This is a genomic window from Pseudomonas sp. LARHCG127 (assembly GCF_052871455.1).
The window spans coordinates 617,719-644,710 of the sequence record NZ_JBIXJT010000001.1 but is presented as its reverse complement, the minus strand read 5'-3'; the positions used below and the strand labels follow the sequence as shown (position 1 = coordinate 644,710).

Here is a 26,992-nt window from a genome sequence, read left to right as displayed (position 1 = left end):
ACCACCTCATCTATTATTTTTATTTTGACGTGAGCAGACGCGAGCTGGCGTCCTTGAAACTTCGGCGCAGAGAACTAACTGATCAGATAATCGCCCGGGTAATTACCGCCGTGACAATCAGGACAAGGCTGCTGCCTATGGCCCAGAGCAGGCAATAGCGTTGCATATCACCCATGTCGCGCTTGATGATCCCGCTGATGAGATACACCGCGGCGACCAATGGGCTGAGTGCATGGACGGGTTGCCCCAACACCGACGCACGGGCAATATGCATCGGGTCGATACCATACTCGGCCCCCGCCGCCCCCAGTACCGGCAAGATGCCGAAGAAGAACGCGTCGTTGGACAACAGGAAGTTCAGCGGCAAAGCCACCAGTGCGGTAATGATGCCGAAGTATTGTCCGCCGCCGTCGGGAATCAGCTGGACGATTTTCCCCGACATGCCATCGACCATTCCGGTGCCTGACAAAATCCCGGTAAACGCACCTGAAGCGAAGATCAGGGCGATGACCATCAGGACACTTTCAGAATGAGCCGCCACCCGCGCCTTCTGCTCCGACAGGCGTGGATAGTTGATCAGCAGCGCCAGGGAAAAACCCACCATCATCAGCATGGGCAAAGGTGCCAGCCCTGTCGCCATGGCGTACATGAGCCCGGCGGTGAGCGCCAGGTTGATCCAGAACAGCTTCGGCCGCTGCGTTTCGGATTGCACGGTCGGCAAGGCGACCTCCTGCGGTGCAACGTCTTGGTGACCGGGCGTCCAGCCCAAGCGGCGCCGTTCCTTGCGGCCGATCCAGAACGCGACGACGAATGCATAGGCAAGCCCCGCGAACATGGCCGGTACCAGGCCCAGGAACATGTCCGCCACATCGAGATGGAGGGCACTGGCGGCGCGAGCGACCGGCCCTCCCCAGGGAATCAGGTTCACCACGGTATTGGTCAGCAGGAGCATCAACGCCAGAATGAGCGGGTTCATCCCAAGGCGCAGATAGAGCGGCAGGAACGCTGTGGTGACGATCAAGACCGTCGTCGCGCCATCCCCATCGAACGAGATCACAGTGGCCAACAGTGCGGTGCCCAACACAACGCGAAGAGGATCATTGCCGACAAACCGCAGAATCCGCCGTACCGCCGGCTCGAAGAGCCCGGCGTCAAACATGATTGCGAAATACAGGATTGCAAACATCAACATCAGTGCGGTGGGCGCTACTTGCTTGACGCCGCCCATCACCATCCCACCCAGTTCCGGCCCTGCCCCACTGGCCAGCCCGAAAGCAACCGGAATGAGGATGAGTGCCGTCACAGCGGACAGTCGCTTGCTTATGATCAATGCCATAAACGTGACGACCATTGCGAAACCTAACCAAGCCATGCGTTTCACCTTTTCGTTTTTATTGTTATCGACGCCATCAAAAATCAATGTGAACAACTTTTTGCACACTCGAAATCTACATAGGGGGTGAAAGCCTGTAAATCTTGATTTTTTTCGTCAATATTCGCCATTCACCGCGTCGGTTTGGACAAATGACTCAAGACGCAACAGAGAAAAAATTGCTGCTTTGTAGACATTGACGAAATGACCGTATATTTAATAAATATGTACGCCTTTCCAATCAACCTGCTCGGATTCGTCATGCCAGAACAAGAAGACCTCTACCTTTCGGCAGAAGAGGCGGCAGCCCTACTCGGAATCAGCCTGCCAACGCTGTACGCCTACGTCAGCCGCAAAAATATCCGCTCCCTCAAGATCCCGGGCACGCCCAAGCGCCGTTATTGGGCCGAAGACATCCAGCGCCTGGTCAAGCGTCCGGCGGGAGAGAAGCACGCGCCCAAGCGCTCGTCGCCGTCGGACAGCGCCATTACGCTGATCACCGATGATGGCCTGTTTTACCGGGGCCATGACGTCGTCGAGCTCGCTGACCGCGCAACGGTTGAAGACGTCGCCGAGCTGATCTGGCAAGTGCCGTCTGCGTTCGGCACGTCACTGCCCCGTGCACCGAGGGACAGTGTCAAGCTGCTGAACATCTACGAACACATGTCCGCCCAGGAAAAAGCCATCGCGCTTTTCCCATTGGTCCAAAGAGAAAACCCCAAGGCCTTCGACCTTTCCACGGACAGCTACGCGCGTACTGGCGCCGATGTCGTCCGATGGTTTGCCGCCTTGGTGGTGGGCGCCACCGGTCCGAGCACGCAACCCTTGCATGAATTCATCACCCAGGCCTGCGGCGCCCCACCGGCGTACGCCGACCTGATCCGCCGCCTGCTGATCCTCAGTATCGACCATGAGTTGGACCACACCGCCCATAGCGTGCGTGTCGCCGCCACGACCGGCGCCACCCCCTACTACGCGGTCATTGCCGGACTTGCCGCAGCCCGGGGCCACAGAATCGCTTTTGGAAGAAATGAAGCCGCCAGCAGGATGATCGAGGAAATCTGCACCGCTGTAGACCCTGCGCGACCTATATTGCAGCGCTACAGCCAGGACGGCCACATCGTCGGGTTTGGCCCCAATGTGCATGCCATCAACGATCCGCGCGCCAGCAATCTCATGGCGGCGTTGACGGCCGTCTTCGAGGGCGACAGCGAATTCGCAAAACTGCAAAAAGCGTTTGCGGTGGCCTCGGAACTCGTGGCGTACCCACCGGAATTCATCCTGCTGGTGAGCTTCATCGGCCAGAAGTTAGGGCTGCATGGACAGGAAATTTCATTGGCAGGGATCGGTCGCCTGATCGGCTGGATAGCCCATGCCAGCGAGCAATATAACCAGCACCACGACGCCCGTCCTCGCGCTCGTTACGTAGGGACGTTGCCTACGGCGAGCGAGACCGCCCGCCGTTAATCCTCGCTCGGTCGCGCCTCTGGGAAGCGCCCATTGGAGCGACAGACTGGCTATGAAACGGCCATCGCCGCAAACAGCGAGGTGAATTCGGTCTGCTTTTCGAGACCAGCAACGAAGCCGAGCACTTCAGCTTGTGCCGATGCGTCGATATGCGGCATGGCCATGCGCCGGAATTTACGTTCGAAATCGCCATCGGTCATCGGCGTTTCGACTGACCCGGGCCCGGTGATCATCTCACTCACGACTTGCTCGCCGGACATCAGGGTCACGCAGACACGGTTGGCAAGATGCCGCGGGAACAGTGCGGTCAACGCCGGATCCTCGACAACACTGACCTTGTCCATCAAGGCAATCGCCGCCGGGTCGGCAATCTTTTCAGGGCGATACGAATCCACCGTGATGTCGCCATCGAGCAAGGCCCGAGCCACGTTGTAGGGCAGGCTGTGATCTGCTGTTTCCCGGGTCTTCGGCAACCATTTTTCAGGCGTATCGGCCAACACCCGCCGGTTGAATTCAGACGTTGCGATCGTAATGGCGGCGATATCTTCTACGCCATCGATACGCTTGCGGATATCCAGCGCAGCCCAGACGGCGGTGTGCAGCTCGCCATTGGTGGGAAATGTCTTGGTCAACGAGCGCCGTATGGCATAGTCGCCATTGTCCGGCGTACCGAAACGACGGGTATCCAGATCGAACGAACCCGAAACCAGCTTGAAGAACCCCATCTCACCTTCAAACACCGGCGACGGTCCCGTCATGCCATGGCGCGCCAATTGGGCGGCGAAAATGGCGTTGCGCGCGGCGTTCGCGGCGGAGCAGCCCTTCCAGTCGGACAATGCTCCACTGCGCACCTGGCGCATGGCCAAGTGACCACTCACGGCAATGTTGATCGCCTGCTCCGTCTGCGCCACGTCCAGCTTCATCAGGTTGGCAGCCGCCGCAGCCATTGCGACGTTGATGTAATTGACGTGGTCCCAGCCCCGCTTGTTCAAGCTGGCCGCATCCTGCAAACGCATCTGGATTTCATAGGCCAGGACGATGGCCGACATCAGTTCCGCCCCGGTTGCGTTTTCAGCTTGCGCCAGCGCGAGGCAGGCTGGGATGTTGTCACTGGGATGGCCAGGCTCCAGGCCCATATAACCGTCGTTATAGTCAAGGAAACGAACCATCAGGCCATTGGTAAACGCCGCGATTTCCGGGGTCGTTTGCAGGTGCGTGCCGAATACGCTGGATGATTTGGCGCGATTGGCGGCGGCGTAACACACCGCGGCCTTTACCGGGTCAGCTCCGTAGGCACCCAGCACGCACGCCAGGCTGTCGATAAAGCGCTGGCGTACGAGGTGGATGATCGCTTCGGGCAGGTGCTGTTTTCTGAATGCATGGGCATAGCGTGCAAGCCGCATCGCTACGGTCGAGTCCGTCATAAGTACCTCGGGTTGAATAGGTGGACCGGTCCTCGTCCATGAGGCGAACAGATCAAGGCGCGACGCGGTGTCGCCGTCTCAGTCGATGACCACGTCAAGCAAGCGGACGTATTGCTGGCCGGCATGCATGTCACGCTCGACCATGCCGCCTTGTGGCGTTGCACGGGGATAAGAAATCTTGACCATTTCCAGGTCCGGCACTGCAATGCGCTTGACCCGTTCGGGATCGGTGCCGTAGAGCCTGGCAAATTGCGCCGAGGAAAGTGCGGCACAATCGGCATAACGCTCGAAATTTTCGCGGCCACTGAAAAAGATATCGAACGTAATCCAGAACGGCCCCGCTTGTTTGGAACGGACATGCCGGCAAACATCACGCAACTTGATCATTGTGCAAGCTCCTTCATCGCCATTGGCGTGTCCGACAAATCGATCCATTCAAGACGTACCAACGCCATGGGATTCTCAAGTTGCACCACATGGTTCAACTTGAACTCATAAATCTGGCCTCGGGGTATATCCGCCGGTGTAAAGGCGAATCCATACGAAGGTAATTCCTTACCCATGACACTGGGGTAATGAAAGAAGTAAGGATTGCACGCATGGGCAATGGTATTGGCTATTTCCTGAGTCGCAGCAGTGGCAACAAACAACATGCCTATCTCAGTTGGCGGTAATGTTCCGACAGGCGGCTTGACCCCGGTGACACCATTCCATCCATACATCCGCAAGGAAATATGAAACTCACCCAACTCTTCGGCTGGAATGGACTGACGGGCTCTTGTGTAAAGCGCTTCCAGCAGCCGATCGTGAAACCCATCGACATCGTTGAGCACATCCGGGTCCTGGATGCCCACCAACATGATCGTTTGATATAAACCGGCGGCGGCCCCTTCCAACTTCATCGTGTAGGGCATCGTTTCCCAGCGTGAGCCTTCTACCCGAACGGCACGCCCATTCAAATCGGCATAACGCGCCTGGGCAACATTCAAGATACCGCCAGGCTCCACCAACCGGAACGGGTCGCTGTTCTCATACAGCATATGGGCCGAGACGCTATGGGGCGTGCACTGGTTGTCCTGGCTCAACGGCTCCACTTCGAAGCCATTGGCATCAATACTCAGCAAGATCCCCGATCCAAGCGTGGGGTTGACGGCGCACTGCACGCCGCATTCGCCCGTCTTGCCGGCATGCCAGGACGGCCCCCAGGGCGCGCCTTTCCAGATGGGATAACAGGCGATGACGGCGGTGTCGGTCGCGCGGCCGGCCAATATGATATCGGCACCGCCATCCAGGGCGGCGATAAAGGGTTCTACTCCCAATGCCGCGACAATGTGTTCACAGCTGTCCACCGTTGTATCCTCCAGCTCGGCATGAGGCGGGAGCGGTTTGATACGACCTTCGGCATTGAGCTTCTTGATGATGTCCTTGTCTTGCTCACAGTAGATAAGTGCGATTTTCGGCGATACGCCCAACTCCTTGGCGATTTCCAAGGCGATATCACGGGTCCAGTCCAGATTGAGGTCACCGCCCGCTTGCCCAGCGGTCCCCACAATGATCGGTACGCCGGATCGCGCCTGCGCTTTCATTAATATCGTCAGGTCACGCTTTACTGCGCCTCGGTTGTTCTTGGACTTTCCAAGTGCAAGATAGGCCGCGCCGCTATCCGTTGAACCTGCGTCCGTGGCGATTACTTGCGCGCCAGCAGCCAATCCATAAGCAATTTCTTCTTCTCGAACACCCGCCCCCAAAGAACCACAGGGAACGATCACTTTTACGCAACCTTCAAATAACTGCGCCATGACAACCTCTTTCAGATCACTCAGTGCGCCAATAATAATGGCTGCAATTGCGCTGACAAGTGGACAGAATTTATCCATATATCATTAACAAACACACTGTAACTTTGGCACTCCAGGCATAACCCGATTAATATCGCGCCAGAGCGCCAGACCCATTTTTTATTTTCAAGCCGGTGTGTTAAAAACTTGCCTGGGGGGCGCCATCGATGGGCATGTTCATTGCAGCGCATGAACGCTTGGCGCCTACATCGCAAACTGACTCCGACAATTATGATTGGAATAATCCAGACCATGAGACGCAAGCCTCACCCTCGAGAACAATCCCTGTTGCCGGAGGACCTCCGTGTATTCCTCGCCGTGATCCGGAAAAATGGCTTTGGCAATGCTGCCGAGGCCTTGGGGTTTTCCCCGGCCTATGTCAGCAAGCGGATCTCCGTCCTTGAGGCCGCGTTGGGCGCGAAGCTGTTGCATCGCACGACCCGGCGTGTCGCGTTGACCGACGACGGCGAACGTGTCCGCGTCTTCGCAACGCGACTGCTGGGGGATATGGACGACTTCATCAGCGAGTTGACCGACTCGCGCCAACAATTGCAGGGGAGCCTGCACATTTGCAGCTCTTTCGGTTTTGGCCGCAACCACGTCGCGCCCGCGATCGCCGCGCTGTCGCAGTTGTACCCTCGACTGGAGATTCGCCTGGACGTGTTTGATCGCATGGTCGATATCGTCAACGAAGGCTTCGATCTTGAAATCAGGGTGGGTTACGACCTCCCTCAACAACTGCTGGGAAAAAAACTCGTGAGTAACCGCAGGGTGCTCTGTGCAACCCCCGGGTACCTGGAAAAACGTGGCATCCCGACGTCCCTGGATGATCTGGCCCGGCATGATTGCCTGGTGCTCAAGGAGCGTAACAACGCCTTTGGCATCTGGAACCTGACAAAAGACGGCGTTGAAGAGTCCATTCGCGTCAACGGCCCGCTGTCATCGAACAGTGGCGAGATTGTGTTGCGCTGGGCCTTGAGTGGCGCAGGCATCCTTCTGCGCTCCTTGTGGGACGTCAAGCCCCTGCTTGAAAGTGGACAACTGGTCCACGTGCTGCCTGACTATTCCCAGAGCGCCGATGTCTGGGCCATTTACCCGACGCGGGTCAGCCAGTCCGCCAAGCTAAGGGTCTGTATCGAATTCTTCGAAGAGCATTTCAGAACCCTCGCCCTCGCTTGAGCGCCCGGCAGCCGCAGCTGGCAGGCGCTTGGGAACTCAGTTCAGCCACGGATTTTCTGTGTAGTGACGCGCTTCGAAATCACGAATCTGCGCCGCCCGCTGCAAGGTCGCGCCGATAGCGTCCAGCCCCGACAACAACGATTGCTTGCGTAGCGCATCAATGGGGAATTCGATGACCGACCCCTCACTTAGCCAAATCCGCTGGTTCGGCAGATCGACGCTGATGGTCGCGGTGGCCCCATTGTTTACTACGCGAGCCAGTCTTTGTAGCTGCGATTCGCAAAGTTCTATCGCGAGCACGCCGTTACGCTGACAGTTGTCATAGAAGATACCGGCAAAGCTTATCCCGATCAGTGCACGAATCCCCAGTTGCTTGAGCCCCCATACCGCGTGCTCGCGGCTGGAACCACAACCAAAGTTGGGCCCGGTCACCAGGAAACTGGCCCCGCTCCACGCTGGTTGGTTGAGGACGAAGTCTGGATTGAGCTCGCCGGACTCAAGAAAACGCAGATCGAAAAACACACCTTTATCCAAGCCACTTCGATCGATCCCCTTCAAGAACTGCTTGGGCATGATGACGTCGGTATCGATGTTGGAGGCGAGCAAAGGCGCGGCTTTTCCAGTCACGATCTCAAAAGGTTGCATGGCTCAAGCCTCCTCGGCCAATAGGCGTACGTCCGTCAGGCGACCACGGATGGCTGCAGCGGCAACCATCGCCGGGCTCATGAGGTGAGTGCGTGCGCCCGCCCCCTGACGACCTTCAAAATTTCGGTTGGTGCTGGACGCACAACGATCGCCCGGAGCAAGCACGTCATCGTTCATGGCGAGACACATCGAGCATCCGGACTGGCGCCATTCAAAACCGGCCTCGAGGAAGATCCTGGCCAAGCCTTCCTCCTCAGCCTGGGCACGCACCAGAGTTGATCCGGGGACGATCATCGCCCGCACTGTCGAGGCGACTTTCCTGCCCTTCACCACCCGTGCGACGTCACGCAAGTCTTCGATGCGCGCGTTGGTACACGAGCCGATGAAGGCATGGCTGATCTGCACGTCACTCAACGCCATGCCGGCCTCCAGCCCCATGTAGGTCAAGGCGCGCTGCATGCCCTGGCGCAGGATCGGATCGGCGACGGTCGCTGGGTCTGGAACCTTGCCACCCACAGGCGACGCCTGGTCCGGGCTGGTTCCCCAGGTCACCATCGGCTCCAACGCATCCACGTCCACCCGCACTTCCCTGTCGAACAACGCGTCCTCGTCGGTGAAGAGTTCGCGCCACTTTTTTTCGGCGACATCCCAGTGCTCGCCTTGAGGCGCACGCGGCTTGGACTTGAGGTAGTCATAGACCTTTCCATCGGGCGCCATGAAGGCTCCCCGGGCGCCGGCCTCCACTGCCATGTTGCACATGGTCATCCGCGCCTCGACGCTTAATGCGCTGATGACCGGGCCGACGAACTCGATGGCGTACCCGGTCGCGCCTGACGCGCCAATCTTCTCGATCAGCGCCATGATGATGTCCTTCGAGGTGACGCCCATGCCCAGCGTACCGGTGACCGTGACGCGCATGGTTTTCAGGCGCTTGTAGACCAACGTCTGCGTCGCCAGCAAATGCTCGATTTCAGAGGTGCCAATACCAAAACCAAACGCACCCAGGGCGCCATAGGTCGTGGTATGGCTGTCGCCCGCGGCCACCACCATGCCAGGCAGGATAAAGCCTTGCTCCGGCGCGACCACGTGTTCAATCCCCTGGCGCTTGTCCAGCACATCGAAAAGCTCGATGCCGAAGTCCCGACAGTTCTCCTCGAAATATGCGACCTGCAAGGCGCCGCCGGCGTCGGGCATGGCAGCGACACGACTCGGGGTGGTCGGGTTGACATGGTCGACGACCGCCAGCGTGGCCTGAGGGCGCCAGACATCACGCTTCGCCTCGCGAAGCCCGCTGAAGGCTTGAGGGCTGGTGTATTCGTTAGCCACCTGGCGGTCGATGTAGAGCAATACATGCCCTTGATCGTCCAGGGTAGCGACAGTGTGGCTGTCGATGTGTTTCTGGTAGAGGGTACGAGGGCTGTTCATTGCGATGCGCTCTGTTGTGCCGGGTCACGGATGAACAAAGAATATTCGCAATGAAAAACCCTTCAATGGCCCTCAGGTAATGGTATGAAACACGATTCGTGAACAATCAGCGTGTTCAGACACCGAGCTTCCGCCAGCGTCATGCAGTCATCATTGAATTAGAACGCCCACGCCACCAGTACCTGACCATAAAGATTGGCGCGGCTATTGCCCACTTGCGTCCCGCCGCTCGCCGAACTCTGCTTCGGCTTGTAGAGACCGACCAGTGGCATCAGGGTCCAGTGCGGGTCGATCGCCCATTCGGCATAGATATCCGCTTCATCGGCGTCAAGCTGGCCACGGCGAGTATCGAGCGTACGGAACGTGTAGAGCAACATCCCCAGCTTGAGGTCATCGGCGGCGGTGACCTTCAAACCCAGATGCTGCACGGCCGCGTTGCTGTTGAACGGCCCCGCATAGTTGGCCGCGACTTCACCCTGGAACCAGGTGCCCAGCGCCCGGCCGTTTCCATAGAAAAGCGGGTCGTAGCCCTCTGAGAAACGGCTGTAGCGGTAGTTGATCGAAGGCGTGCCGGGCAGGTCGGCAAAGGTCCAGCCGGCCTCCAGGTACCAGGCGTTCTCCCTGGCGTTGTCCTTGTCTTCCCAGGCGTATTCACCCGCCAGGAATAACCCGGCAACACCGGCATTGCCTTGCCCTCGCACGCTATAGAGCTGCATGCCCTTACGGTCGGGAAACAGCATGTCGGCCATGGTCTGGTCAGTGTCGGTGACGTTCAGGTAGGTCAGGCCAAGGGTGCCTTGGGGACTGACATGTTCCAGCGTACCGACCGCCAGTTCCGGACTGGCTTGGGCCGGGTTGTCAGACTTGAGCCACATCAGGTCACCGCGCCAGCCTTGCTGGCCACCCAAGCGCAGCACGGCCGTGCGGTCGAACGCCTTGCGACCGGTCAGGTAGTAAGCCCCGCCTCGATTGGCCTGGCCGTCGAGAAATTCCTTGCCCAAGTTCAGGGCATCGCCACTGACCAGAAAGCCGTCGCCGATCACAATATTTTGCCGGCCGACCGACAGGTCCACGCCATTCTCGCCCAAGGCGCTGAACAGCGTGCCAGAGTGCCAGCCCACGTAGGCATCTTCGATTTTTGTCGTGCGTTCGTCACCAGAGGTCCAACCCGCCGGATCGCCATCGCCAAAGGTCGCGGAGCTGACCCAGTTCAACGAGCCATAGAGTTGCGAACCGGCGTCGAGGGTATGGCGCGCATCAAGGCCGTATTGCAGCACCGCTTCCTGCCAGCGGCTGGAACCCTCACCGCGGGTCCCAGACTGCGAGTAGTTTTCACGGCTGTAGAAGGCACCAGCCAACGCCAGCAGGCGCGCATCGACTTCTGTTGTCCCATTGTTGTAGAGCGGTTGTGCCAGCCCTGGAACAGCGGCGCAGGTGAGCGAAAGCACAACGATTGTTTTTTTATAGGCGTGCATAGGCCGAACTCCGATGTCAGAAAGGAGAAACAGTGGGCGCCGCCAGGCGGCGCTGGTCAGGTCAGGGATAAAGCGGTGTCAGCGGCGACCGTTGCGGTAGCCCGCCAGTTGGTGACTGACTTTTCCGAGTGTGCAGATCAAGTTTCGCCAATGGTCCTTGCCAGGAATACGAGTTCGCGGGATCGCACTCATCACATCCCAATGCCGCGATCCGCTGGTCATCCCGTCGGCAATGACACGGCTGACCACGTGGCTCGGTGTCACGCCGAAGCCCGAGTAACCCTGGACGAAATAAGCGTTATTGCGCCCAGGCAGCGTGCCGATTTGCGGGAACAGGTTGGCGCTGCACTCCATCGGCCCACCCCAGGCCAGGTCGATTTTCACGTGTTCAAGGTACGGAAAAACCTTGAGCATCAGATGGCGGTTCCATACCTTCAAATCGTTGGGGATGTACTCCAGCAGGCGCGTCGCGGAACCAAACAGCAGACGATTTTCATTGGTCACCCGGTAGTACTCGATCACCGGGCGAATATCACTGAACGCCCCACGGATCGGGCTGATCTGCTCGATCAGCGAGGTCGGCAGCGGCTCCGTCACCAACTGAAAGGCGTAGGTGCTGACCATCGTCTTGTGCAGCTCGGGTTCCAAGCGGTCGAGAAATGCGCCGCAGGACCAGAGGATTTTTTTTGCCCGCACCGATCCCTTCGCCGTGCGCAAGGTGATGGTGTCGCCGTAAGTCACTTCAAGCACGGGGGTGTTTTCATAAATGCGCCCTCCCAGTCCCACCAGGGCCTTGGCCGCCCCCAACAGCATGTTCAGCGAGTGGATGTGACCGTTGCCCATATGCTTGAGGGCACAGCTGTACACATCGGAGCCGACGATGTTCCTGACTTCGGCGCCTTCGAGGTAGGCAATCTCATGCTCCGGATTGAGCTGCTTGTATTCCTTTTCCCACACCTGCAGCAGGCGCCCCTGTCGCTTGTTGAAACCCAGGTAGCCGTAGCCATGGCAGAAATCCGCGTCAATCTGGTAACGCTGGATGCGGCTCTGGATGATCGATGCGCCCAGATCGCTGATCTCGAAAATCGCCTTGAGTCCCTCCTCCCCGACGCTTTTGCGAATCTTCTCCAGGTCATGGCCGATCCCGGCCATCACGTGTCCACCATTGCGCCCCGAGCCACCAAAACCCAGGTAGCGGGCCTCCAGCACGACCACGTCCGTCACTCCGCGCTCGGCCAGTTCCAGCGCGGTATTGATGCCGGAGAATCCGCCTCCGATGACCACCACTTCGGCTTCCAGATCCTGCTCCAGATCATCGAATTTCAAATCATATTTGCGGGTAGCCGTGTAATAGGTCGTAGGTGTTTCAACGGACAACATGGGTGTTCCTCTTGGTCAGCGCTTTTATTATTGTCAATACGATGCAGTTCAATGCTGGGATACCGGCGGCAAGGCTGGCACACGGTCCTGGACGACGCGTCGATAGGCATACAGCAGCAGCGAACACGTGAGGATGCCCACGGCGATCAAGACTTCTTTCAAACCGCCATAACCGGCCAGTTCGGCCGAGGCGGCCCCAACCACGACCACCACGGCGGTGAACAGGCTCAACAACCAGGCCACCGCCAGCCAGCCGCGCCCCAGGCGCACCGGACGCGGGTGCAACGGCGCGTCCTTGCGCAGCCAGATAAACCCCGAGAGGGCGAAGAAGATGGCGATCAGATAACCGATATTGGCCGTCACCAGAATCGCCAGGGGCGAAGACAGGAAAAAGATCATTGCCAGGTTCACCACCACCGCCACACTCATGCAACGTCCCGGCACCTGATGCTTGTTGAGCACGCCCAATTGCTTGATGGTCAGCCCTTCCAACGCCGTTCCGTACAGCGCCCGCGAGCCATCGGCCAATGCCGCATTCAGGCCCATGAACAGCCCCACCAACAACGTGGCGACAAAAAAGCTGCTCCAGCCCGAGCCCAGCACGGCGTTAAAAGCGCCGATGTAGAAACCGCTGGGGTTTTCCAGGGCCGCTTGCGGATCCACCAAGCCACCCAAGCCGAAGGCCACCGCGGCAAACACCAACACGGTGTAACCGCCTGAACTCATCAACGCTAGGCGCATATCCCGCTGGCTGCGGTATTCAGGGCCGAAGGCCGCGCACATCTCCGTGCCGTAGGCGCTCCAACTGATCAAGAACAGCCAGACCAACGCGGTGCGCAACGATCCCCAGTTAAACGCCTCTTGCGCCTGCCAGGCCGACTGGAACCGGTCCAGGCTCCAGCCATGGGCCAATAACGGTGCGACCGCCAGCACCAGGATCGGCACCAGCAACAGCGCCCCCATGTATTTGGAAATCGATGCCGCCAAATGGATGCCACGCCGGTTGAATTGCCAGAAGATCAGGATCAAGCCCGCCCCGATCAACTGCGCCAGACCGATGTTGGCCAGGCCGGTGTCGAGGCTCCAGGTCTGCTCGGGAAACCACTGGGCCTGAATCAGCGCGCCGGCGCTGACGCCGATGATGGAAAGCACCGCCGACCAACCCAACCAGTAGCCGAACGCGGCCAAAGGGCCGACCCAGGCACAGCGCTTGCGCCAGCCTTCAGCCGCGATCATCGCGATGCCGCCGGGTTTATCGGGAAACATCGCGCTGACCTCAAGAAAGATCCAGTTCTGACAGGCACCGATGGCGGCCGAACCGACCCAGAGCAACAAGGCCGCGACCGGGCCGAGTGCGCCGAGGGCAAAGCCGAAAGAGGCGAAAATCGAGCCCGACACCGCCATCGACAGCGCGAATGCGTCCGTCCAGCGCAGGGTCTTTTGCAGGTGCGAAGCCGAGGCCTGGGTATTGTTATACGTTGTATCCACGGGAATAGACTCCAGCCGAGTAAGAAGCACACGTCCATTAAGCGCCCCTCTGTACGGGCAAGGACATGGTTCAGAATGTCGTGCACATGTCTGTCACTGCCATGGCTGGGCGGATGCTTGCCTTTTCAACAGGCCTGTTACTAAATGCTTCTATCGCCGGAAACCTGCCGACGGTCGATCCAACCATAAAAACAAAACCGGCGCTCAGCCGGCAGCCGAGGTCACGATGCATAACGCTTGGCAAGCAGAGCCGCTCTACCAGGGCCCCCAGGGGTTCGAAGCCTGGCATCACGACCTTGGCGAAAAATGCGGCACCTTTCATGCAGAACCGCCGGCCGGACCGGGTCTGGCGAGTTTCACCGGCGCGATGAAAAACTTGATCGGCCCCCACCCTGCGCTGGACGGCTCGCGCATCATCAGCAACTGTCAGCACCTGCACCGAGCCCACAGCGACATTCGCGCCGACGACAAGGATTTCTTCTACCTGGTCTTACAAGTGGGTGGCAGTGCATCGATGTGCCAGGCTGACAATAGGGCCCGGCTCGGCAAGGGTGACCTGGTGCTGCTGGACATCACCCAGCCCTGCGATTTTTATTTCGATAGCCTGAGCGACCAGATGTCCCTGATCATTCCCCGTCAGGCGCTGCGGCAACGCCTGGGACAGCGGCAATTGCTGTTCAATCGGCCCTTGGCTGCCAACAGCGCCCTTGGCAGCATGGCCGGCCTGATGACCCAGCGCTTGTTCGACGCCGCCAGCCTTCAACCGGAAGAAACCGCAGCGTTGTTCGACGCCTTGCTGATGCTGTTGCGGCCCGGTGTCAGCGCCGCGCACGACGGTGAGCATTCCAGTGGCCAGGCACAGAAACTCGTCAAGGCAAAAGTCCTGATCGAACGGCATCTGCGCGACAGCGAACTGTCTCCCGAGCGCCTGGCCGAAGCCATCGGCACGTCGGTCAGGAACCTGCACCGGTTGTTCGCCCAACAGCACACCACCATGGGACGCTACATCCTGGAACAGCGGCTGCAACACTGCGCCGAGGCCATCCGTCAGGCTGCCCCTCAGGAAAAAATCACCGCCATTGCCTACGCCTGGGGTTTCAACGACGTCAGCCATTTTTCCAAGGCGTTCAAGGCGCGATTCGGCATTTCTCCTCGCGACTATCGCTATCAGCATTCAGACGAATACAGGTGATCTCGGCGTTGTCGGCAATGTGTCACTCCAGCACAAGCGATGGCACCCTGCGCCAAGACATTGATAGCCCCCCGCTCCTAGCATGAAACCTCAATCGGCACCGGCCGTGAAATCGAGGAAGCGTTGTGAGCTATCAAATTGAACAAGCATTGAAGAACCAGCCTTTCGTGCCAGAAGAAGACTGGCCAACCCTGGAAGAAATGGCCGATGGTTTCAATGAATACAAATACCCACCGAGCCCATTCCTGGCTGGAAAAAAAGCCAACCTTCGCTTCGAAAACGGCTGGCTGATCGAGCATCACTTTGTCGATGACACGACGTTGACCTGGACCATCCTCGAGGGCGAAGGCACCGGCGCATCCGAAACGGAAACCTACGAAGCGGTGGAAGTACGGCCCGGCATTTTCTTCGTCGAATTCCTGAAACCCGAACACCAGGAGTCGGCCACGCTGGTGTGGAAATACGAGACCGGCGACGTGCTGGCGGCGGTCTCCGCCTTCTACAATCGTGGGAGTGAAAAACGCACCCGTACCGACTTCGTCACCGCCGTGGTCGATGGCAAGCCCGGTGGTTCGCCCATTCTCCAGGCATCCAGCCTGGTCGGTAAGCGCGTGCTGTACCGCTACAGCGCGGACGATTGGTATGAGCACGTCTATTTCGGCGCGCAAACCATGGCCTGGCACTGCGTGAACGGCGCGGAAAAAGGCATGGCCGATGTCGAGCGTTGCGCTTATTTCGACGTTGCCGATGACCTCTACGTGTTGTTCTGGACCGAAACGATCATGCCCGTGGAATCGGTCATCGTCGTGGATCTCGCGCAAATGCGTTCCATCGGACGCTTCTTTTGCTGGGACCCAAAGCCCGGAAAGCTGATCCACCTGACCTTTGGTTCGAAGGCGACGGTACTGAACGAGACGGCGTACCCTGCTTCATTTTGAACGTACGAATGTGTAGGAGCTGTCGAGCGAAGCGAGGCTGCGATCTTCCCCCTGACACTTGAATTTCAAGCGAAAGATCAAAAGATCAAAAGATCAAAAGATCGCAGGCTTCGCCAGCTCCTACAGAGCCCAGCGGGAGCAAGCTCCCTCGCCACGGGTTTGTCACTCGCACCTATCCGCGTTCGAGTGACACCGCTTTCACTCGCGCCAACAGCACCTGCAATGGATGAAGCACCGCCACACCCTCTTGCCGCTTCACCTGGCTGCGGCAGGAATACCCATCGGCAATCACCCTGCCCGACTGATTGAATTTCTGCAGGAGCGGCTTCCAGGACTGTCCATAGATCGTGTCAGACGTTCCAGCATTTCGCGTTTCATGCCCATAGGTGCCCGACATCCCGCAACAGCCGCTGGCTTGCACTTGAAGCGTCAGGCCCACGCGTTGGAAAATCTTCTGCCATTGCCCGATGCTGCCCGGCTCGTTGGTTTTCTCCGTACAATGCGGCAGAAAGTGATAAGGCTCGCTCGCCTCCACAACTGCATGTTCCGGCAGCGCATCAATCAACCACTCCTGCGCAAGCATCACCTGGGGAGCGTTACCGGTTTCCAGGGTCTTGGCGTACTCCTGTCGATAGACCAGGGTCATCGCCGGGTCGAGTCCCACCAATGGAATCCCGTACTGCTGAAGGCTGAGCAAGGACTGGCCATTGAAGCTGGCAGCCTTCTCAAACGCCTTCAGGAAACCCTGGACCTGAAGCGGTTTGCCATTGGGCGCGTACGGGGCCAGGAAAACCTTGTAGCCCAGTCTCGAAATCAGATCCACCCAGTCAACAAGCAATGGCGTTTCAAAAAAACGGGTAAACGCGTCCTGAACGAGGATGACGCTTTTTTCCCGCTGCTCAGCGCTAAGCGTTTCCAGGCGTGCAGGGGTTGCCACCTCCACGTTCCAGCGCCGGCACACGGCGGCAAAATCCACCAAACTGAGCAGCGGGCTATCGACCATCCCGGCTACTCGTTCGAGCCCCCAGCGGATCGGCCGGGCACTCATCACGAAGTTGTACAGGCGCGGCATTTTGGCGAGATACGGCACCGTGTATTCCAATGAGCCAATCAGGTAGTCCTTGAGAGGACGCAGGTAGCGGCTGTGATAAAGCTCAAGGAAACGCGAGCGGAACTCCGGCACATTCACTTTGACAGGGCATTGGCCCGCGCAGGATTTGCAGGCCAGGCAACCGGTCATCGCTTCGTAGACTTCATGGGAAAAATCCGCCTGGCCCATCTTCCGGGCCAGGCTGTTCACGGCCCGACGCGCAACACCCTGGTTCCTGCCAGCCCCTCGAACCCGATCGCTGGCCGCCAGCACATCGACACCCTGCTCGCCCTGCAACCTCAGCCATTCCCGGATCAGCGAGGCGCGCCCCTTGGGCGAGTGAATGCGATTGCGTGTGGCTTTCCAGGACGGGCACATGGCGTCATCCGGATCGAAGTTGTAGCACGCGCCATTGCCATTGCAATGCACCGCCGTGTCATAGCTTTGCCAGACACGTTCATCAATGGTGCGGTCCAGGGCACCGCGCAGCTCCACTTCGTCGACGCGGGTCAGTCGAGCGTCTGGAACCGTGTCCGGGGTGGCGATCTTGCCTGGGTTGAGTTGGTTGAAGGGATCGAAAGCCGCCTTCAGCGCTTGCAGCGCCGGGTACAAATCGCCGAAGTAATCGGGCACGTATTGCGACCTCAAGCCCTTGCCGTGTTCGCCCCACAACAGCCCGCCATACTGTTGCGTCAAGGCCGCGACCGCATCGGAAATCGGCCGGATCAAGGCGGCCTGGGCGGGATCCTTCATGTCGAGGATCGGGCGCACATGCAGGACGCCGGCGTCGACGTGACCGAACATGCCGTACTGCAAGTCATGGCTATCGAGCAGCGCGCGGAACGCCTGGATGAAGTCCGCCAGGTTTTCAGGCGGAACCGCGGTGTCTTCGACAAAGGGCTGGGGCCTGGCCTCGCCCTTGACGTTACCCAACAAGCCCACGGCACGCTTGCGCATCGCATAGACACGCTTGAGCGCATCGGCGCCAATCGCCAAGGTGTGACCCAAGCGGACAACGGACGTATCGCGTTGCAGGTGCAGGACGAACTCATGAACTTGCTGCTGAACCGCCGCTTCGTCATCCCCGCTGAACTCAATGAGGTTGATCCCCAGCGTCGGCGTATCGGGGTCTTCAGGGAAATACTCGGCGACGCCGTGCCAGACAATGTCCTTCATCGCCAGCATCAGTACCTTTGAATCCACCGTCTCGATCGACAGCGGTTTCATGGTCATCAACGCCTTGGCATCACGCAGGGCGTCCATGAACCCGGCGTAACGCACGTTCACCAGGATGGAATATTTCGGGATGGGCAGGACGTTCAGCTTGGCCTCGACGATGAAGCCCAAGGACCCTTCAGAGCCGCAAAGAACGCTGTTCAGATTGAAACGCCCATTGGGTTCGCGCAGATGGGCCAAGTCATAACCGGTCAGGCAGCGGTTGAGTGTCGGAAAGGTGTCCCTGATCAGCTCGGCGTGAGTATCGGCGATGTCCACCGCGCACGTGTAGACCTCGCCCACCCGATCCTCGCGGTTGAGCAGCGCCGGCAACAGCGCCGCGTCGACCGCTGAGCTGGTGAGACGCTCACCGCCCAGCAATACCGTCGAAAGCTCAAGCACATGATCGCGCGTCTTGCCGTAGGTGCAGCTCCCCTGGCCACTCGCGTCCGTGTTGATCATGCCGCCGATGGTGGCGCGATTCGACGTCGAGAGTTCGGGGGCAAAAAACAAACCGTAGGGCTTGAGCGCTGCGTTCAACTGATCCTTGACCACGCCACTCTGTACCCTGGCCCAGCGCTCCTCGACGTTGATCTCCAGGATGTTGTTCAGGTGGCGGGAAAGGTCGACCACCACGCCGTCGGTGAGCGATTGGCCGTTGGTGCCGGTGCCTCCACCACGTGGCGTGAGCACGACCGCACGGTGCGCGGGGTCGGCGACCAAGCGTGACAGGATCATCACGTCCTGTTCATCCAGGGGAAACACCGCCGCTTGAGGCAGGCGCTGGTAGATGGAATTGTCGGTGGCCAATACCGTCCGGTCGCCATGGTCGCGGGCAATCTCGCCTTGAAACCCCGCCCCTTGGAGCGCGTTTAGAAAAGCGTCATAGGTCGCTTTCTGGGGATCAGGAGGCGATAACCGGGCAATCATGATGTATTCCTACAGGCTGAAAAGCTAATCTATGCATTCACATTACGTATGCTCGGCACGAGACGCATCGAGCAGCCGTACAAGGTTTTCATGATTCTTGCCTTCCTGTACGGTTGGAGCAAACGTAATTCCTGCTGGCTTTGCATGAGCTTTATGAATGAACCCTAGACGCCTGACGCCTTCGATGTCGCTGCTGGTTGCCTTTGAAGCCGCCGCGCGCCACTGCAGTTTCACCAAGGCAGCGGAAGAACTGGCATTGACCCAAAGTGCCGTCAGCCGGCAGGTACAAACCCTGGAGGCGCAACTTGAAATCGAACTCTTCCGCCGCGAAGGCCGAAAGATTGAATTGACCGCCGCTGGCGCGCTGTATCAGCACGAACTGGCGGCCGCGCTGGGACGGATTCGAAGCGCAACGTTGCAGGCCATCTCGTACAAGAACGACAGCGGCCCCTTGAACCTGGCCGTCCTGCCGACCCTCGGTTCCAAATGGCTGCTGCCGCGGATGCATGAGTTCTATGCCAAGCACCCGGACCTGCTGGTGCACATACATTCGCGGATCCTCCGCGAGGACGTCCAATCCTCCACCCACGACATGAACGCAATCATCTGCGCAGGTTCGGGAGAGTGGCCCGGCTACGTTTCACATCAGTTGCTCAGGGAAAAGCTGGTGGTGATTGCCAGCCCGACCGCATTGCCCGAGTACCGGGCCATGTCGCCGGCCAATGTTGCCGAGCATGCCTTGTTGAACGTCGTATCGAGGCCCGGTGTCTGGTCGGATTGGTTTGACCAGCACAACGTCGATCACCGCACCATGCGCTCCGGCCCGAGCTTCGAACTCACCGCCCACCTTATCCAGGCCGTGGCGGCGGGGATCGGGATTGGGCTGGTTCCGCAAATCCTGGTGCAGGATGAACTGAAAAGCGGCGACCTGGTTGCGTTGTTCGAACCGATGGAAAGTGGGCGCAGCTATTACCTGGTCTACGCGACCCGATACCAGCACTTGCCGGCCTTGAAGGCCTTCAGTGCCTGGCTGCTCTCGTTGCCGTTTCCCGATAACTGAGTTCAGCCCTTCAGGGTTCAGGCTGATCCCCTGTGGGAGCGAGCTTGCTCGCGATAGCGGCCTGACAGCCGACCTATCTCTCCGGCCATAACCCCAATCCAACTGTGGGAGCGAGCCTGCTCGCGAAGACGGCCTGACCGCCGACATGCCTCTCCCGCCTACCCTTCCCACCCCGGATGACGCCAACTTATTGGCACAAAACCCAACCAATTAAAAATTTATTAATACAGCGACAGATTCCCGACGCGCGGTACTGATGTGCCATTGCTGGGGACTTGAACCGAAGCTCATCATCCGCAGGCAATCACCGCTAAACGTTTGGGCCGCCGACCTGGGCTACAGGATGTAATCACTCGCATCACGCAATGGAGCAACACCGAGATGATGACTGTCTATTTTGTTGTGATGACGATCTGCAGTGGCTACGAAGGCTGTGTCGATGAACGACAACCAGGGCCAACCTTTGCTTCCAAGGCAATGTGCATGGAGATGGCCAGAGTCATGGCGCCGCGCAAAGGGGTGAAGTTCAAGTGTCGCAAAGAACGTACATGGGTGGCCGATGGGGCACGGCCAGTAGAAGGTTACGACAAAGTTGTCACCACCAAGAGCCTGGGCCAGCCTTAGCATTACGATTTTTCTCGCTGACAACCCTCATCAGGCCCCAAGCATCTGCCACAACGACGCCCCCACCCCGGTAATGCTTTCCCCGGCAATCAACCCCGCCGCCGCGGTGATGGCGAAGCGTTCGGTGAGGCTCGGCCAGCGACAGCTCACCAGCCACGTCAGCACCGCACCGAGGGCCATCATCAAGGACACCGAGGCCGGCAGGACGAAGGCCAGGCCCAGGGCCGCCGTGCTTGGCAGGTAGCGGGCCCGATGCGCCGGCAACAGGCTATCGAGAATCCCCAACGACAAACCGACCAGGCCGCCGATGAAAATCGCCCAGCGAATGCTCGCTGACAATGAATCCAGGCCCAGGGTCAGGGTTTGCGCCACGGCCTTCCAGGTGGCGACCGCCGGGGCCGGCCACTCTTCGGTGAGCAGCATGGTCTGTGGGTCCGGGATCAGCGCCAGGTAGGCCAACACGCCGACGATGCTGCCGATGAAAATCCCCAGGATCTGGGCGATCACCTGCTTGCGCGGCGTGGCGCCAATCGCCCGGCCGACCTTGAAGTCGTTCATCAAATCGGTGCACTGCCCGGCCGAACCACCGGCGGTGTTGGCGCTCATCAGGTTGATCGGCACCTGGCCCGGGGCGACGATGCCAAAGCTCAACTGGGACAACTGCCCAATGGCCCCGATCGGCGGAATGCCCGTGGCGCCGACCACCCGGGCCGCCACCGCCGCCAGGCAGATTGCCAAGGGAATGGTCAGCAAGGCCATCCACGGGTTGATGCCGAACAACAGCACCTGCAGGCTGACCACCAGGATGATCGACAGGGCGAAACCGGCCGCCGGCCCAGGCTTGGGGATCGTCCAGATCGCCCCGCCGCCCGCCTTGGTCGAGCGGTGCAATGCCCACAAGCGAATCGCCAGTGAGGCCAGGGTCGAGCAGACCATCAGGCTCACTCCCGGCCATAACAACCACTCCACCAGCGCCGCGAATTGCGGGCCGCTGCTACCGCTCGGCAACTGCACCAGGCCTTGCTCCAGCAACCACGGCGCCAACCCGCCCCACGCCAGCAAGGCGCCGAGCAGCAGGGTCAGGCCCACGCGAATACCGATGATCCCGCCAAACCCCACCAACAGTAGCGAAGGGTCCGCGGTGAACGTCAGGCGTTCCAGTTGAGCGGTCGGGGACCAGCGCGGGATAGCCCACAAGAACGTATCGACCGCCTTGACCAGCCCGGACAGCATCGCGGCGCTGAGCAGCACTTTCAAACGCGTTGCGGCTTCGTGGCCGTGATTGTAGATGTGCAGCAACGTTTCCAGGGTCGCCATGCCTTCGGGAAATTTCAAGGCCTTGTCATTGAGCAGCGAGGGACGCAGGTACCAGGCAATCCAGATCCCCAGGAAACTCACCGAAAAGACCCAGGCCACCATGGGAATAGCCTCCAACTGCTGGCCCGTCAGCAAGGTGTAGGCCGGGATGGGCGCCACCAACCCACCGGAAATGATCGACGCGGCGGCAGAAGCCACGGTCTGGTTGATGTTGCTTTCGTGCAGCGTCCAGGGCAACCGCCCCACCGATCGACTGGCCAAGCCCTGCCAGATGCCATAGCCGATCAGCAAGGCAATGATCGACATGTTGAACGACCAACCGATCTTCAACCCGGCGTAGACATTGGACGGTGTCAGCAGAATACCGAGGACAATCCCCGTACTGACCGCACGCAGGCTGAGCTCGCGTTCGACGACGGCGTTCAAGGGAAAGGTGGATGAGGTTGAGTGCATGCGAAGTCCTTGTCGGCACTGGGGGCAGCCACCAGATTCAGGCTGATCCCCTGTGGGAGCGAGCTTGCTCGCGATTGCGGTGGATCAGTTACATAGATTGAGGCCGGCACTCCGCTATCGCGAGCAAGCTCGCTCCTACAGAGGTCATAGGGAATCAGTTGAAGCGGCAACTTAATAAGTGAACGCAGGATCGGCGCAAGGTTCACACGACGGAGGCAAACCCTGGCGAGCGTGCTCGCCAGGATCGTCCATCCAGAGGCAGGAAATGAGGTGTGTCGCGAGCGCTGCCAACGGCCAGGCAACGCATCGCAGCCAAGGCAGTGTCCGACTTATTGCTGGCCCTCGCAGTTGATCATCCAGGCAATCCCGAAACGGTCTTCGAACATGCCAAAGCGTTCCGCCCAGAAGGTCTTCGCCAAGGGCATCTGCACTTGCCCCCCCGCGCTCAGGCCTTTGAACAGCCGCTCGGCCTCCTCCACGCTGTCAACATTGAGGGAAACCGACACCCCTTGCGGCTTGCTATACGGCTGGCCCGGCGGGCAATCGGAGGCCATCAGGCTGAAATGGCCCACGGTCAGGCAGGCGTGCATGATCAGGTCCGGGTCCTTGGGCATGCCGACATCCTCAGGCGCCTCGGCAAAGGACATGGAAAACAGCTCGCCGCCAAGCACGTCCTTGTACAACGCAAAGGCTTCCTTGCAGCGACCGTTGAAAGTCAGGTAAGGGATGATTCTCATGGTGGGTCCTCCTGTCGCCGGCTTCACGATTGACTGGACAGCTGCGCCCGCAAGCGTGCTTCCTGCTCGCGCAACTCGGGGGTGAAGGTTTCGCCGAATTCCTCGAGTTCGAAGATCTGGCGGATTTCGATTTCACTGTCGCTGACCATCGGGTTCGGGCAGCGCTTGACCCAGTCGATGGCCTCCTGCAACGACTGGACCTTGAAGATCCAGAAGCCGGCGATCAGCTCCTTGGTTTCGGCAAAGGGTCCCTCGACAACCGTCCGGTCCTTGCCGGAAAACTGCACGCGTACGCCTTCGACGCTGGGATGCAGGCCCTCACCGGCGAGCATCACCCCGGCCTTGACCAGTTCTTCGTTGTAGGCGCCCATGGCGGCCAGCAGTTCTTCGCTAGGCATTTCTCCGGCTTCCGACTCCGGACTGGCCTTGACGATCACCATAAATCGCATGCTCGTATCTCCTGAGAATGAATGGATCAAGCCGTCGTTGTGGCGGCTCTACGGACTAATCGAATGGCAACGGCCGAAATCGACAGGTCGACGCCATTAATTTTCGATAGGCCGTGAAATCACGTCCGCTCAGGGATTCCATTGGAATCGATAGATGTCTCGATAACCATTGCTTGGGTCGTACAACAGCTTCTTCCCGCCGTCGAAAGCGATATTGTCGGCATTGACCAGGTGAACCGGTGCCACGAAGCCACTCACCGGCTGGCCGGCCATCAGTCGGTTCAACTCATCGATCACCTGCCAGCCATGCACGTTGAGCGGTTCGGCCACGGTGACGGTCTGGTAGTTCTTTTCCTGGATGCGCAAGAACGCCGAAGCACTGCCGTCACCGGCCGACAACAGGCTGATGCCATCGCGAGGTATCGCCGCGCTGGCCAAGGTCGCCACCGCGTAGTCGAAATAGATATCGTTGATGGCCAGCGTGTGGGTCCAGCGCTTGCCATGGCGCTGCAGCAGCTCCGTGGTGATCGCCGGCATTTTCTCGCGACTTTCGGAGATCGCGACATCGCGCACTTCCAGCAGCGAGCAGTCCCGACAGGCCCGAATCACGTTTTCCATGGCCTTGGCTTTCGCCATGGCAATGCTGTACCTGGAGTCGGTCAGGATGACCACGCCGGCTTTTCCGTTTGACTGCGCCACGGCCGCCATGGCCGTGATGCGAGCCACTTCGAGCGGATCGGTGGTGACGTTCATGGCCATCGGTGTACCGTCAATCGCCCCGGGCTTTTCCCCGGCGTGCCAGCCCACCACCGGCACGCCCTTGTCGGCGAAGACGGCCAGCGCCGCCTTGTTTTCAAGGGCATCGGCACCGCACAGAATGAGGCCATCGGGGTTCGCCGCCAGCGCATCGGCAAAGGCCTTTGCACGACCGTCCGGGGACCCGGCGCCATCGAATACCCTCAGCGTCCACCCCATCGCTTTCGCGGCCTCGCGAGCACCTTGGGCAACACCGACAATACCGCCGTTGCGCATATCTTCTGCGACAATGGCAATGCTCTTGCCGCGCTGGGCGCGCGGGCCGGTTTCAGGACCGCTCCAGGGCACGGCGCCGAGGGTGGCCTTGGCAACCATTTCCTGCGCTTGAGCCACCGTCACCGTGGCATCCGTCGCCGCTGGCGGATTCTGGCCGTATCCAGGCGTTGCCGTGAAAAGGCAGAAAACCGTCATTGAAACTGTCTTGAGCAACCGGGACCTGGTCAAACAGGTTCGATCACCACGTGTGGTGCCGGGTCTGGAGCCGATGGCGCGATCATAATGGGTCATGGCGTCTCTTTTTTTATGGAGGCAGTGTTCAGATTCAATGTCCGCAAGGATAGTCGCTTCTGTTGGCATCGGCCCGAAAGGGAAACGGCAAGTTTGTAACATCCCCCCAGCCCCAGTCCTCGCGAGAGATGAGATGGCACTTCCTCCGTTGCACAGTTTCAAGGTATTCGAAAGCGTGGCCCGCTTGGGCAGTCTGGCGGCGGCTGCGGTGGAGCTGCACGTCACCGTCGGCGCGGTGAGCCAGCAAGTCAAAGTCCTGCAGGCCAGCCTCGGCGTGGAGCTGTTCGAAAAGCGCGGCCGGCAATTGGTGTTGACCACCAATGGCCGCCAACTACAAAAGCGCGTGGCCAACGCCATGGGCGAAATCAGCGACGCGGTGGAGGCCTTGCGCAGTGGGAGCGCGGATGAGCCAGTACAGGTCGATATCACCTTGTCCATTCCTCCGGCCGAGGGTGTGGACTGGCTCACCACGCCGCTGCTGCACTTCATGGAAGCCTCCCGCTCGGTGCGGGTGAGAGTGATCACCGCGGCGGGCATGCCGCAAGTGGACTGGCGCCGCGCCGATGTCGCGGTGGTCTATGGCACCCCGCCGTGGCCAGGCTTATGGTGGCGCCTGTTGCACGGCATTCGCATGACACCGGTGTGCAGCCCGCAATACTTGCGCGGCCCACAAGCCATTCACCACGTCGCGGACCTGGCACGGCACCGACTGCTTCACGAAGACGATGGCAGCCAGTGGAAGCAATGGTTGCTCGAGGCCGGCTTCAGCCGTGGCGGGGTCGAGGATATCCATTTCGAAGACTTCGGCATGGTCTTGCAGGCCGCGCGGGACGGTTTTGGCGTGGCGCTGAGCGATGAACTCGTTTCTGCCCGGGACCTCGATGAAGGTCGCCTGGTCCGACCGCTGCCGATTTCGGTGCCGGCGGTGCACAACTACTACGTGGCCTGCTCCGAGGCGACCCGCGAACGCCCGGAAATCCGCGCGTTCATCGATTGGTTGCTGACCACCAGCGGACAGGCTGATCAGTAGCCGTAGCCCCGGCCGTCGTTGAAACGGATGTTGGTGAGGATGCTGATGTCTTTCTCCACCTTGTAAAGCTCGGAGCTCTTGATCAGTTCCGGATCGCTGAAGGCTTCACCCTTGGCGCGCCCGGCCTGGATCTGGGCCATCTTGTCGCGGATCGCCCGCACATCGGCATGGGTCATGGCCGGTACTTGGGTTGGGTCCTCGTCAGCATGGGCGCCATAGATGACGGTCTGCTGGTCGATCACCTTCAGGGTGGCATCCAGCGAGGCGACGTAATCCTTCAAATTGCCCGCCAGCAGCCAGGACGGATATACGTGGTCTCCGGCCAGCAAGATATTGTGCGTCTCGTCGTACAGCGCCACTTCGTCCGGCGTATGGCCCGGCACGCTCATCAGGCGCACCTTGAGACCGCCCAGGTCGATCGTCTCGCCGGGCTGTACCAGCCGCGCCACTTTGAAAGGGGGCACGACCATGTGATCGATGTTGCCCAGGTAGACCGGCTCCGGAACGTGGTAGAGCCCATCCTTGCCCTTGAAGCGACGCGTGAATGGCGTATCCACCAGGTAAATGCTCTGGAAGTTATGCAACCCGCCGAGGTGGTCGAAATGCAGGTGTGAAGGCAACATCGAGAGCGGTTTGTCAGTGATCTCGCGCGCGACTTCAGTGATGTCTTCCTTCTGGTTCGCCCCCGAATCGAACATCAGTGCCTGGTTCGTCCCCACCAGCAGGTAGGAGAAGTTTTTCTGGTAGTAGTGGGGTTCGCCGATGGCGTACAAAAAGTCCGTCAGCTTGTGCACCACAAATGCCGGGCTGGCTGCCTCGGGCACTTCCTGCGCCTGCGTGGCGAAGGGCACGGAGAGCAGCGTGAGGCATGCAAGGGCGAGTTTCTTTACGAGCGTGCGCATGGGGTGCAGACCTTTTTATTCGAGTGGGAGAACGACAGG

General features: G+C 59.6%; 22 protein-coding genes. 7 read left to right on the top strand and 15 right to left on the bottom strand.

Translation table 11 applies throughout. From position 1 onward, the window contains the following. Nucleotides 1-82 precede the first annotated feature (82 nt). Nucleotides 83-1,372 carry a CitMHS family transporter gene (locus ACIPQ1_RS02940; RefSeq protein ID WP_250961512.1) on the bottom strand — a complete coding sequence of 430 codons (1,290 nt, stop codon included), beginning with the start codon at nucleotides 1,370-1,372 and terminating at the stop codon, nucleotides 83-85. Nucleotides 1,373-1,633: 261 nt separating this feature from the next. Between ACIPQ1_RS02940 and ACIPQ1_RS02935 the strand changes: the two genes are divergently transcribed. Beyond that, nucleotides 1,634-2,839 (top strand): citrate synthase, encoded by a 1,206-nt coding sequence (locus tag ACIPQ1_RS02935; protein WP_250961438.1) that lies wholly within the window; start codon nucleotides 1,634-1,636, stop codon nucleotides 2,837-2,839. A gap of 50 nt (nucleotides 2,840-2,889) precedes the next feature. Here the strand turns inward: ACIPQ1_RS02935 and ACIPQ1_RS02930 are convergent, their stop codons facing one another. From ACIPQ1_RS02930 to ACIPQ1_RS02920, 3 genes are all read right to left on the bottom strand, one after another. After that, nucleotides 2,890-4,263 (bottom strand): MmgE/PrpD family protein, encoded by a 1,374-nt coding sequence (locus ACIPQ1_RS02930; RefSeq protein WP_411387263.1) that lies wholly within the window; start codon nucleotides 4,261-4,263, stop codon nucleotides 2,890-2,892. Between the two features lie 78 nt (nucleotides 4,264-4,341). Then, complete coding sequence (locus ACIPQ1_RS02925; RefSeq protein ID WP_250961440.1) at nucleotides 4,342-4,650, bottom strand: DUF4387 domain-containing protein; 309 nt, start codon at nucleotides 4,648-4,650, stop codon at nucleotides 4,342-4,344. Beyond that, the gene (locus ACIPQ1_RS02920) at nucleotides 4,647-6,062 is read right to left on the bottom strand and encodes an acyclic terpene utilization AtuA family protein (RefSeq protein ID WP_411387262.1); all 1,416 of its coding nucleotides are present in this window, start codon (nucleotides 6,060-6,062) and stop codon (nucleotides 4,647-4,649) included. Before ACIPQ1_RS02920 ends, ACIPQ1_RS02925 begins: the two co-directional genes overlap by 4 nt. 291 nt (nucleotides 6,063-6,353) lie before the next feature. On the opposite strand from ACIPQ1_RS02920, the gene ACIPQ1_RS02915 reads away from it, so the two are divergent. Next, nucleotides 6,354-7,280, top strand: a complete 927-nt coding sequence (locus ACIPQ1_RS02915; RefSeq protein WP_250961442.1) for a LysR substrate-binding domain-containing protein — start codon at nucleotides 6,354-6,356, stop codon at nucleotides 7,278-7,280. A gap of 36 nt (nucleotides 7,281-7,316) precedes the next feature. Here ACIPQ1_RS02915 and leuD read toward each other — a convergent pair whose 3' ends face one another. The 5 genes from leuD to ACIPQ1_RS02890 all read right to left on the bottom strand — a co-directional run bounded on the left by leuD (nucleotide 7,317) and on the right by ACIPQ1_RS02890 (nucleotide 13,693). Beyond that, entirely contained in the window at nucleotides 7,317-7,925 is a 609-nt protein-coding gene (gene leuD, locus ACIPQ1_RS02910; RefSeq protein ID WP_122568353.1) for a 3-isopropylmalate dehydratase small subunit, read from the bottom strand. A gap of 3 nt (nucleotides 7,926-7,928) precedes the next feature. After that, entirely contained in the window at nucleotides 7,929-9,350 is a 1,422-nt protein-coding gene (gene leuC, locus ACIPQ1_RS02905) for a 3-isopropylmalate dehydratase large subunit (protein WP_122568352.1), read from the bottom strand. Between the two features lie 158 nt (nucleotides 9,351-9,508). After that, a complete protein-coding gene (locus ACIPQ1_RS02900; protein WP_354336563.1) occupies nucleotides 9,509-10,825 on the bottom strand; it encodes a hypothetical protein in 1,317 nt (438 codons plus the stop codon). Between the two features lie 78 nt (nucleotides 10,826-10,903). After that, complete coding sequence (locus tag ACIPQ1_RS02895) at nucleotides 10,904-12,205, bottom strand: NAD(P)/FAD-dependent oxidoreductase (RefSeq protein WP_411387261.1); 1,302 nt, start codon at nucleotides 12,203-12,205, stop codon at nucleotides 10,904-10,906. 48 nt (nucleotides 12,206-12,253) lie between these two features. After that, nucleotides 12,254-13,693 (bottom strand): APC family permease, encoded by a 1,440-nt coding sequence (locus ACIPQ1_RS02890; RefSeq protein ID WP_240998518.1) that lies wholly within the window; start codon nucleotides 13,691-13,693, stop codon nucleotides 12,254-12,256. 226 nt (nucleotides 13,694-13,919) lie between these two features. Between ACIPQ1_RS02890 and feaR the strand changes: the two genes are divergently transcribed. Together feaR and ACIPQ1_RS02880 are read left to right on the top strand one after the other, a co-directional pair. Then, entirely contained in the window at nucleotides 13,920-14,885 is a 966-nt protein-coding gene (gene feaR / locus ACIPQ1_RS02885; RefSeq protein WP_122568349.1) for a transcriptional regulator FeaR, read from the top strand. Between the two features lie 125 nt (nucleotides 14,886-15,010). Next, nucleotides 15,011-15,823 carry a molybdenum cofactor biosynthesis F family protein gene (locus ACIPQ1_RS02880; RefSeq protein ID WP_446533554.1) on the top strand — a complete coding sequence of 271 codons (813 nt, stop codon included), beginning with the start codon at nucleotides 15,011-15,013 and terminating at the stop codon, nucleotides 15,821-15,823. A gap of 172 nt (nucleotides 15,824-15,995) precedes the next feature. Here the strand turns inward: ACIPQ1_RS02880 and ydiJ are convergent, their stop codons facing one another. Continuing rightward, nucleotides 15,996-19,058 carry a D-2-hydroxyglutarate dehydrogenase YdiJ gene (gene ydiJ, locus ACIPQ1_RS02875; RefSeq protein ID WP_446533553.1) on the bottom strand — a complete coding sequence of 1,021 codons (3,063 nt, stop codon included), beginning with the start codon at nucleotides 19,056-19,058 and terminating at the stop codon, nucleotides 15,996-15,998. A 157-nt stretch (nucleotides 19,059-19,215) separates the two neighbouring features. On the opposite strand from ydiJ, the gene ACIPQ1_RS02870 reads away from it, so the two are divergent. Further along, nucleotides 19,216-20,118 carry a LysR substrate-binding domain-containing protein gene (locus ACIPQ1_RS02870; protein WP_411387259.1) on the top strand — a complete coding sequence of 301 codons (903 nt, stop codon included), beginning with the start codon at nucleotides 19,216-19,218 and terminating at the stop codon, nucleotides 20,116-20,118. 381 nt (nucleotides 20,119-20,499) lie between these two features. Next, on the top strand, nucleotides 20,500-20,742 hold the full coding sequence (locus ACIPQ1_RS02865; protein WP_411387258.1) for a hypothetical protein: 243 nt from the start codon (nucleotides 20,500-20,502) through the stop codon (nucleotides 20,740-20,742). A 30-nt stretch (nucleotides 20,743-20,772) separates the two neighbouring features. Here the strand turns inward: ACIPQ1_RS02865 and ACIPQ1_RS02860 are convergent, their stop codons facing one another. The 4 genes from ACIPQ1_RS02860 to ACIPQ1_RS02845 all read right to left on the bottom strand — a co-directional run bounded on the left by ACIPQ1_RS02860 (nucleotide 20,773) and on the right by ACIPQ1_RS02845 (nucleotide 24,847). Continuing rightward, nucleotides 20,773-22,512, bottom strand: coding sequence for an OPT family oligopeptide transporter (locus ACIPQ1_RS02860; RefSeq protein WP_250961451.1), 1,740 nt, complete (start codon nucleotides 22,510-22,512; stop codon nucleotides 20,773-20,775). A gap of 329 nt (nucleotides 22,513-22,841) precedes the next feature. Next, entirely contained in the window at nucleotides 22,842-23,249 is a 408-nt protein-coding gene (locus ACIPQ1_RS02855) for a VOC family protein (protein WP_250961452.1), read from the bottom strand. A 23-nt stretch (nucleotides 23,250-23,272) separates the two neighbouring features. After that, nucleotides 23,273-23,698 (bottom strand): YciI family protein, encoded by a 426-nt coding sequence (locus ACIPQ1_RS02850; protein ID WP_411387256.1) that lies wholly within the window; start codon nucleotides 23,696-23,698, stop codon nucleotides 23,273-23,275. Between the two features lie 129 nt (nucleotides 23,699-23,827). Further along, a complete protein-coding gene (locus tag ACIPQ1_RS02845; RefSeq protein ID WP_250961513.1) occupies nucleotides 23,828-24,847 on the bottom strand; it encodes a substrate-binding domain-containing protein in 1,020 nt (339 codons plus the stop codon). Between the two features lie 307 nt (nucleotides 24,848-25,154). Here ACIPQ1_RS02845 and ACIPQ1_RS02840 point away from each other — a divergent pair, with 307 nt between their 5' ends. Further along, nucleotides 25,155-26,051, top strand: coding sequence for a LysR substrate-binding domain-containing protein (locus tag ACIPQ1_RS02840; RefSeq protein ID WP_250961454.1), 897 nt, complete (start codon nucleotides 25,155-25,157; stop codon nucleotides 26,049-26,051). Here the strand turns inward: ACIPQ1_RS02840 and ACIPQ1_RS02835 are convergent. Next, the gene (locus tag ACIPQ1_RS02835) at nucleotides 26,045-26,953 is read right to left on the bottom strand and encodes an MBL fold metallo-hydrolase (RefSeq protein ID WP_411387255.1); all 909 of its coding nucleotides are present in this window, start codon (nucleotides 26,951-26,953) and stop codon (nucleotides 26,045-26,047) included. The genes ACIPQ1_RS02840 and ACIPQ1_RS02835 overlap by 7 nt on opposite strands. Between the last annotated feature and the right edge of the window lie 39 nt (nucleotides 26,954-26,992).

Bases quoted from the DNA above. Each gene is read 5' to 3' on its own strand.
- ACIPQ1_RS02940 (WP_250961512.1), bottom strand. From the start codon at position 1,372: ATGGCTTGGTTAGGTTTCGCAATGGTCGTCACGTTTATGGCATTGATC.
- ACIPQ1_RS02935 (WP_250961438.1), top strand. From the start codon at position 1,634: ATGCCAGAACAAGAAGACCTCTACCTTTCGGCAGAAGAGGCGGCAGCC.
- ACIPQ1_RS02930 (WP_411387263.1), bottom strand. From the start codon at position 4,263: ATGACGGACTCGACCGTAGCGATGCGGCTTGCACGCTATGCCCATGCA.
- ACIPQ1_RS02925 (WP_250961440.1), bottom strand. From the start codon at position 4,650: ATGATCAAGTTGCGTGATGTTTGCCGGCATGTCCGTTCCAAACAAGCG.
- ACIPQ1_RS02920 (WP_411387262.1), bottom strand. From the start codon at position 6,062: ATGGCGCAGTTATTTGAAGGTTGCGTAAAAGTGATCGTTCCCTGTGGT.
- ACIPQ1_RS02915 (WP_250961442.1), top strand. From the start codon at position 6,354: ATGAGACGCAAGCCTCACCCTCGAGAACAATCCCTGTTGCCGGAGGAC.
- leuD (WP_122568353.1), bottom strand. From the start codon at position 7,925: ATGCAACCTTTTGAGATCGTGACTGGAAAAGCCGCGCCTTTGCTCGCC.
- leuC (WP_122568352.1), bottom strand. From the start codon at position 9,350: ATGAACAGCCCTCGTACCCTCTACCAGAAACACATCGACAGCCACACT.
- ACIPQ1_RS02900 (WP_354336563.1), bottom strand. From the start codon at position 10,825: ATGCACGCCTATAAAAAAACAATCGTTGTGCTTTCGCTCACCTGCGCC.
- ACIPQ1_RS02895 (WP_411387261.1), bottom strand. From the start codon at position 12,205: ATGTTGTCCGTTGAAACACCTACGACCTATTACACGGCTACCCGCAAA.
- feaR (WP_122568349.1), top strand. From the start codon at position 13,920: ATGCATAACGCTTGGCAAGCAGAGCCGCTCTACCAGGGCCCCCAGGGG.
- ydiJ (WP_446533553.1), bottom strand. From the start codon at position 19,058: ATGATTGCCCGGTTATCGCCTCCTGATCCCCAGAAAGCGACCTATGAC.
- ACIPQ1_RS02870 (WP_411387259.1), top strand. From the start codon at position 19,216: ATGAACCCTAGACGCCTGACGCCTTCGATGTCGCTGCTGGTTGCCTTT.
- ACIPQ1_RS02865 (WP_411387258.1), top strand. From the start codon at position 20,500: ATGATGACTGTCTATTTTGTTGTGATGACGATCTGCAGTGGCTACGAA.
- ACIPQ1_RS02860 (WP_250961451.1), bottom strand. From the start codon at position 22,512: ATGCACTCAACCTCATCCACCTTTCCCTTGAACGCCGTCGTCGAACGC.
- ACIPQ1_RS02855 (WP_250961452.1), bottom strand. From the start codon at position 23,249: ATGAGAATCATCCCTTACCTGACTTTCAACGGTCGCTGCAAGGAAGCC.
- ACIPQ1_RS02850 (WP_411387256.1), bottom strand. From the start codon at position 23,698: ATGCGATTTATGGTGATCGTCAAGGCCAGTCCGGAGTCGGAAGCCGGA.
- ACIPQ1_RS02840 (WP_250961454.1), top strand. From the start codon at position 25,155: ATGGCACTTCCTCCGTTGCACAGTTTCAAGGTATTCGAAAGCGTGGCC.
- ACIPQ1_RS02835 (WP_411387255.1), bottom strand. From the start codon at position 26,953: ATGCGCACGCTCGTAAAGAAACTCGCCCTTGCATGCCTCACGCTGCTC.